The sequence below is a fragment of the Pseudomonas sp. genome (assembly GCF_030147005.1).
Taxonomy (GTDB): domain Bacteria; phylum Pseudomonadota; class Gammaproteobacteria; order Pseudomonadales; family Pseudomonadaceae; genus Aquipseudomonas.
Genome location: NZ_JASLAW010000086.1, coordinates 1 through 7,317, shown reverse-complemented (window position 1 = coordinate 7,317; position 7,317 = coordinate 1). Strand labels below are relative to the sequence as shown.

7 protein-coding genes are annotated in these 7,317 nt (G+C 62.9%); 1 reads left to right on the top strand and 6 read right to left on the bottom strand.

All coding sequences use genetic code 11. The features are described 5' to 3' along the window. Positions 1 to 125: 125 nt before the first annotated feature. The 6 genes from Q1V60_RS08000 to Q1V60_RS07975 form a co-directional block, all read right to left on the bottom strand. A complete protein-coding gene (locus Q1V60_RS08000; protein ID WP_300629043.1) occupies positions 126 to 845 on the bottom strand; it encodes a dienelactone hydrolase family protein in 720 nt (239 codons plus the stop codon). A 12-nt stretch (positions 846 to 857) separates the two neighbouring features. After that, positions 858 to 1,613 (bottom strand): precorrin-6A synthase (deacetylating), encoded by a 756-nt coding sequence (cobF, locus tag Q1V60_RS07995; protein WP_300629041.1) that lies wholly within the window; start codon positions 1,611 to 1,613, stop codon positions 858 to 860. Positions 1,614 to 1,658: 45 nt separating this feature from the next. Next, positions 1,659 to 2,213, bottom strand: coding sequence for a histidine phosphatase family protein (locus Q1V60_RS07990; RefSeq protein WP_300629040.1), 555 nt, complete (start codon positions 2,211 to 2,213; stop codon positions 1,659 to 1,661). Positions 2,214 to 2,289: 76 nt separating this feature from the next. Further along, positions 2,290 to 3,609: an MFS transporter gene (locus tag Q1V60_RS07985; RefSeq protein ID WP_300629039.1), complete on the bottom strand. Its 1,320-nt coding sequence runs from the start codon at positions 3,607 to 3,609 to the stop codon at positions 2,290 to 2,292. A 33-nt stretch (positions 3,610 to 3,642) separates the two neighbouring features. Then, on the bottom strand, positions 3,643 to 5,172 hold the full coding sequence (locus tag Q1V60_RS07980) for an AMP-binding protein (protein ID WP_300629038.1): 1,530 nt from the start codon (positions 5,170 to 5,172) through the stop codon (positions 3,643 to 3,645). A gap of 2 nt (positions 5,173 to 5,174) precedes the next feature. Next, entirely contained in the window at positions 5,175 to 6,353 is a 1,179-nt protein-coding gene (locus Q1V60_RS07975; RefSeq protein ID WP_300629037.1) for an acetyl-CoA acetyltransferase, read from the bottom strand. 130 nt (positions 6,354 to 6,483) lie between these two features. Here Q1V60_RS07975 and Q1V60_RS07970 point away from each other — a divergent pair, with 130 nt between their 5' ends. Beyond that, a complete protein-coding gene (locus Q1V60_RS07970; protein WP_300629034.1) occupies positions 6,484 to 7,056 on the top strand; it encodes a LuxR C-terminal-related transcriptional regulator in 573 nt (190 codons plus the stop codon). Positions 7,057 to 7,317 lie beyond the last annotated feature (261 nt).

Here is a 7,317-nt window from a genome sequence, read left to right as displayed (position 1 = left end):
TTCTGCTTTAGCGCTTAACTGACCGGCATTAGGGCTTGCCCGCGAATGCGCTCAATCAGTCGGTAACAGGGTGACTGACTAAACGCTTTCGCGAGCAAGCCCGCTCCCACATTTTTTAACCGTGTTTATTTCAGGCTTTTTTCCAGCCAGGCCTTCAAATCCTGAATTTCCGCCTCGCTGATCGTATGGTTCATCCCCGGATACCCATGAAACTGCGGCTTCAAACCCAGCCCCTGCAGCGCTTCGTTGGCCCGCGTGCCTAACGCATAGGGCAGTGGCTGGTCCAACGTGCCGTGCCCGATAAAGATGGCTAGTTTGCCCAACGCTTCATTCGGCTTGAGCTCAGCCTTGAGTACCGGCAACACGCTGCCGCTCAGTGCCGCGATGCCGCGCAGCAGCTCCGGCTTACGCAAGCCCACCTCATAGGACATGATCGCCCCCTGGCTGAACCCCACCAGGAACACCCGGTCACTTTGGGTGTGGTACTTGGCGGTGGCTTTTACGACAAAGTCTTCAATCAACTTGGCGCTGCTTTGCAGATCGGCCGTGACCCCGTCGTAATCACCGTCACCGGGGGTCTTGGTAAACCAGCGAAAGCCATTCGGTTCCACCGGCATCGGCGCACGCACCGACAGGTAGGTCCAGGTGGAAGGCAGCGCATCCTTGATGTCGAACAGGTCTTCCTCGTTGCTGCCAAAGCCATGCAGGAAAATCACCAGCGGTTGGTTGCGTGCCTCGTCCTGGGTTTGTTCCAGGTACGACAACGGCAAGTCGGTGTGCAGGTCGGCGTCCGCGTGGGCGGCACCGGCCAGCAAGGTCAGCGCGAGAGCGAGCAGTTTGAGCATAGGAACGATCCCTCAGGGTTTGCGTAACAAGTAGGTGTCCATGATCCAGCCATTGGCGAGCCGCGCAGCCTTGCGCACCTGTTGGATTTGCTCCGCCACGTCAGCCACTTTGCCGCTGATCAGGATTTCGTCCGGCGTGCCCAGGTAGGCGCCCCAATAGATATCCAGATCCTGATCCGCCACGCTGCGGTAGGAATCTTCGGCGTCGAGCATCACCACCAGCGTGTCGGCATCACTCGCCTGCCCCGCCGCCAGGCGGCGCCCGGTGGTGATTTCGATGGACTTGCCGATACGGTTCAACGCCACCTTATGCTGGGCGGCCAGGGCCTGCACGCTGGTAATGCCGGGGATCACCTCGAACTCGAACTCACAGCGGCCGGCGGCCAGGATCGCCTGCAAAATACGGATGGTGCTGTCGTACAACGCCGGGTCGCCCCAGGCCAGAAACGCGCCCACTTCATCGTCGGCCATTTCTTCGTTGATCATGCGTTCGAAGGTCTGCTGCTTGTCGTGGTTAAGGTCCCGCACGGCGGTGGTGTAGTCGATGTCACCCCGCACGCGCTCAGGGCATTGAGCCTCGACGAAGCGATAGCCAGGCTCGGTAATGTAGGTTTCGCAGATTTCACGACGCAAATCGATCAGCTTGTCCTTGCTCTGGCCCTTGTCCATCAGGAAAAACACGTCGGTGCGGTTCAGCGCCTTCACGGCCTGCATCGTGATGTAGTCAGGGTTGCCGGCGCCGATGCCGATGATCAGGATGCGTTTCATGGGTTGCTCTCATTGCGGAGCGTGGATTTTGCCATGATCAGGGCCTCAGGCGTGAGTTTCCAGGCGCAGGCGCCAGACCGCGTTGAAGCGCAGCTCGGTACAGGACAACGGCTCAACGTCGATCAGGTAGAACATCGAGACCGGACACTGCATGACGTACAGCAGCGCGGCGCGCACAACGAAAGGATGGGTGACGGCCAGCACGTGGCCGGGTTGGCTCTCGAGGGACTTGATCCATTGCCCAACCCGCGTACACAGCTGATCCACCGACTCGCCGCCATGAGGGGCACGGGTGCTGTCGCTGAGCCAGGCGTTCAATTCATCGCTGTTCAGATGGCGGACAGCCTGGCCTTTCCAGTGCCCAAGGTCGACGTCGCGCAGGGCCTGTTCAATGCTCGGCTGCGCGCCGAACAACGCCGCCGTTTGCCGGGTTCGCGCCTCCGGCCCGCACACCAGCCGCGCAGGCTTCGGATAGCGGCCGGTTAAAGACAGCGCCGCGCCTTGCCAGTCCATGACCAGCGATTCGTCATCGGCAAAGCGCGCCTGTTTTTGCGACGGCGTGGCCGCATGGCAGATCAGGGTCAAACGGGTAGCCTGCACGCAATACGCTCCGCCGGAATGAGGCTGCCAAGCCTGGCGCAGTTAACGCGTCGATGCAACGCCCGCTACCGCGCCATCAGGCCAATGCCGCCCCGGTGGGCGCCATCACCGGGCTGCCGCTGGCCACGAAGTCCTCTTTGCGCAGCAGCACCAGCGCAATCAACGACACTACCCCGGTCGCCACGTAGAAGTACCAGGGCGAGGTAATGTCGCCGGTCACCTTGATCAGCCAGGTGGAGATCAACGGCGCGCTGCCGCCAAACACCGCAACCGGCACGTTGTACGCCACGGCGATCCCGGTGGACCGGATGCGCGTGGGCAGCAGTTCGCTCATCAGCGCGTAGGTGGACGACGCATAGAGGCCGAACAGGATGGCCACCGCCATCAATGGCGCAAAGAACGTCGCCGGCGTTGCGGTCGGTGCCATCTTGAACAGCCAGAACATCGCCAGGGTCGCCAGTGTGCCGATCACCATCAGGAACGGCTTGCGCCCATATTTGTCGGTGAACGCGCCGCCGAACGGCATGACGAACGCCGCGGAAAAACTGGCGACGAACACGTAGAGCAAGGTAGTGCCGCTGTCGAATTTGAGGATCTTGGCCATGTAGGTCGAGGCGAAGGTGAGCACCAGGTAAAAGATCGAGCTGTGCAAGGTGATGATGAAAAACACCAGGGCAATTGCGCGCTTCCATTGCCAGACTTCGCGCAGGGGTGCGCGGGAGGTTTGCCCGGCACGCTGCAAGGCGAGGAACTCAGGGCTGTCTTCGAGCTTGAGGCGGATGTACATGGAGATAAAGCCCAGGGGCGCGGCGATCAGGAACGGCACGCGCCAGGCCCATTCCTGCATCACGTCGGCACCCAGCACCCAGGTCATGCCGTTGGCCACGGCGCCGCCGAGCAGCAGGCCGAGCACGGCGGTGACCATCAGCCAGCAGGTGGCAAAGCCGCGTCGGCCGGGGCCGGCGTATTCGGAAATGAAGCTGGTGACCGTGCCGATCTCACCGCCCGCCGAGAAGCCTTGCACGCAGCGCACCAGGATTAACAGGATCGGTGCGGCGATGCCCAGGGTTGCGTACGTGGGCAGCAAACCCAGCATCACCGTGGAGCCGGTCATCATCACCAGCGCCATGATCAGGGTTTTACGCCGGCCGATCTTGTCCGCCAGCGGGCCGAAAAACAGCCCGCCCAAGGGGCGGATGAAGAAGCTCAGGGCGAAGGCGGCAAAGCTGGCCAGCAGGCTGGTGGTGGGGTCGTCGGAGACGAAGAACGCCTGGCCGATATAGACGGCAAGAAAGCCGTAGACGCCGTAGTCGTACCACTCGATCAAGTGGCCGGAGGTAGCGCCGAGAAACGCACGGCGGCGTTTGCGGACAGTGTCTTGCGCGTGATTGCCCATTGAGAGGACTCCTTGTCTGTTTGTCGATCCATGTTAAAGCGCGGCGATATTCGCCGCTTTCAACCACTCCCGCAAGTCGGTCTTGAGGGTCTTGCCGTAGCTGTTCTTGGGCAAGTCGCTGCGCCACACGTATTTTTTCGGTTTCTTGAACGACGCCATGCGCGCCAGGAACCATGCCGTGAGTTCGCCTTCGTCAAGGGGCCGGCCGCTGCGCGTCACCACAAACGCCACCACCGACTCGCCCCATTGCGGGTCCGGCTCGCCCACCACGCACACTTCAAATACCTCGGGATGCTGGGCCAGCACTTCCTCGACTTCGCGCGGGTACACATTGCTGCCGCCGCTGATGATCACGTCCTTGGAGCGATCCGTGAGGGTCAGGTAGCCGGCGGGGTCGAGAAAACCGATATCACCGGTGAGCAGCCAGCCATCGACCAGGGTCTGGCGGGTGGCGGGCAGATTGCGCCAATAGCCTTGCATCACCGTGGCGCCACGCACGGCAATTTCGCCCCGTTCGCCGGCCGGCAGCGGTTGCTGGTCGGTCCCCAGAATGCGGATTTCCACGCAGGCTTGCGCGTAACCCACGGAGGCGGCCAAGGTTGCCCAGTCGGGGCGCTGGCGGTCGGCGATCAGCCCACGGGGCAGCACGCTGATGGTCATCGGGCTCTCGCCCTGGCCGTAAATCTGCACCAGGCGGGCGCCGAACGTGTCGACGGCGTCGCGCAGGTCGGCCAGGTACATCGGGCCGCCGCCGTAGACGATGGTCTTGATGCCTTCGCCGTCGTAGCCCTGGCGCCGCGCCTGCTCGACCATGCGCTTGACCATGGTCGGCGCGGCAAACAATGAAACCCCGCCCAGCTCGGTTGCCAGGCCAAACAGCTCGGCGGCGTCGAAGCCGCCGGACGCCGGCACCACATGCCGCGCGCCGCAGCGTACGTGAATGACGTTGTAGAGCCCGGCGCCATGGGACATCGGCGCGGCGTACAGCGCAGCATCGTCGGCGCTCACCGGGTCGACATCGGTGGCGTAACACAACGACATGGCGATCAGGTTGCCATGGGACAGCATCACCCCCTTGGAGCGCCCGGTGGTGCCGGAGGTGTAGAACAGCCAGGCAAGGTCGTGGTCCTGGCGCGGCACCGGCTGCTCCAGGGTTGGCCAGCCCCGGTTCGGCGGTAGCACGTGGCCATCAAGCTCTGTGCAGCGCAGGGGCAAATCCCGCGATGAAAATACCCGGCCGCCGTCGGTGAAGATCAAGCGGGCCTCGGCGTTATCGGCGATCCACGCCGCCTCGGTCGGGTGCAGCTTGGCGTTGATCGGAACCGCCACCGCGCCCATCCACCAGATGGCGTAGAGCAATTCCAGGTAGTCGCAGCTGTTTTTCATCAGCACCGCCACCGCATCCCCAGGCTGCAAGCCGTGCTGGTCCACCAGGTGCGCGGCGCGCTGGCGCACATGGGCGGTGAAGGTAGCGTAGTCGGCCACTTGCCGGGCGCCGTCGAACAGTGCCGGGCGCTGCGGGTCGCGACGCTGGGTGTCGTGCAACCAGTTGGCGATGTTCATGCTCAGTACCGGCGCGCATGCAGGACCGAGGCGTAATTGGCCACCGCCATTCCGCCCATGTTGAATACCAGCCCGAACTCCGCGTTGGGCACCGCCAGGCCGATCGGCTCGGCGGTCAATTGCCGGAACGCCAGGGCATGCATCGAGACACCGGTCGCGCCGACGGGATGGCCCTTGGCCTTGAGCCCGCCGGAAAGGTTCACCGGCAAGCGCCCGCCCGCGCGCACCACGCCGCTGTCGAGCACACGGTGGCCCTCGCCTTTGGGCGCCAGGCCCATGGCTTCGTAGATCAGCAGTTCGGCGATGGTGAAGCAGTCATGCACCTCGGCGAAGCTCAGGTCGGCCAGGGTCACATTCGCCCCGCGCAGCGCCGAGTGAATCGCCCGCTGCGGGCCTTCAAACGCCAGAATGTCGCGCTGGGCGATGGGCAACGTGTCGTTGACCTGGGTCATGGCGCGAATCTGCACATCGCGGCGAAACGCCCGCGCACGCTTGGGCGACGCCAGGACAATCGCCGCGGCGCCATCACTGATCAAAGAGCAATCGGTGAGGCGCAGCGACTCGGCCACGAACGGGTTGCTCTGGGACACGTTGTTGCAGTGTTCGAAATTCATCTCCCGGTGCATCTGCGCCAATGGGTTGGCCAGGGCATTGGAGTGGTTCTTGGTGGCTATCGTCGCCATCGAGCCCAGCGGGCAATGGTAGCGCTCGGCGTATTGACGAGCGGCGCGGCCGAACAGCTGCGGGAAACTCAGGCCGGCTTCGGCCGCATCATTCTGGTAACCGGCGCCGGCCAGCGCCTGGGTGACGGCGGCCGTGGAGGTATGGGTCATTTTCTCGGCACCCACCACCAGCACCAGTTCGGCGCTGCCGGACAGAATCGCATTGACCCCGGCCTGGATCGCCGCCGAACCTGATGCACAGGCGTTCTCGCAGCGGGTCGCCGGTTTGAAGCGCAGCCCGGGGTCGGCCTGCAACAGCAACGACGCGGCAAACCCATCCGGCACCAGCCCGCTATTGAAATGCCCGAGGAACAGCGCGTCGATCTGCGACGCATCGAGGTCCGCATCGCTTAGGGCCTCACGCGTGACCTGAACGATCAGATCTTCCAGCGTGGTGCCTTCCAAGCGACCAAAACGCGAATGACCAGCGGCAACGATAGACACGCAATCAGCAGGCATAATCAATTTCTTCTGTTCTTGAACCGGACTTTCCTTACAATGACCCACCGCCGGCTGCGTGCCAATTCGTGTAACTACTTACACGGATAAGTAGTCCGCCAGTGAGTCAACAACGAGGCAGGATGCCCCCATGACCGTGCTTACCCAGCCATTCCGAGATCTCGAACGCCTGGCGTTCAAGCTGTCCCCCGCTCCGCAGCTGGTCACCAGTCACCGCGTGATACTCGACTGCAATGACGCGTTTCTGAATCTGTTCGGCTACACCCGCGAGACACTGCTCAATCAATTGACCTTGCTGATCTACCCCTCCCAGGCCGATTACCACGCCATCGGCAAGCGCAGCCATGATTGGTTGCTCGACAGCGACAACGGTTTTTATTCCGACGAGCGCTTCATGCAGCATCGCAATGGCGAGGTGTTCTGGGCCAAATCCCATGGCTACACGCTCACCCCCAGGGACCCGTTCAAGCTGATGATCTGGCACTTCGAACGCCTGGACCGCACCCACCAGGGCACGGGGGATCTCACGCCACGGGAACGGGAAATCGCCATGCACATTGTCAACGGGCTCAAATCCAAGGAAATCGCGCTGCGCCTGGGAATTTCCCACCGTACGGTGGAAGTGCACCGGGCGCGGTTGATGAGGAAGTTACAGGCCAAGACGGTGGTGGAACTGGTGTCGAAGATCATCATGGTGGCGTGACGGCTAAGCGAGGCGGCCGGTTGGAGCCGGTTGGGGATGTCGAGCCCGGCCCAACCGTGGGCAACCTGTAGCGATATGACTGACGCCCCGCGATCCAATGCGGGAGCCGGCTTGCCTTAATGCCGGTCAGTTAAGCGCTAAAGCAGAAAAACCTGCGACCTGTGGCGAGGGAGCTTGCTCCCGTTGGGGCGCGAAGCGGCCCCAAAAATGGGACTGCTACGCAGTCCAGCGGGAGCAAGCTCCCTCGCCACAGGGACCGGT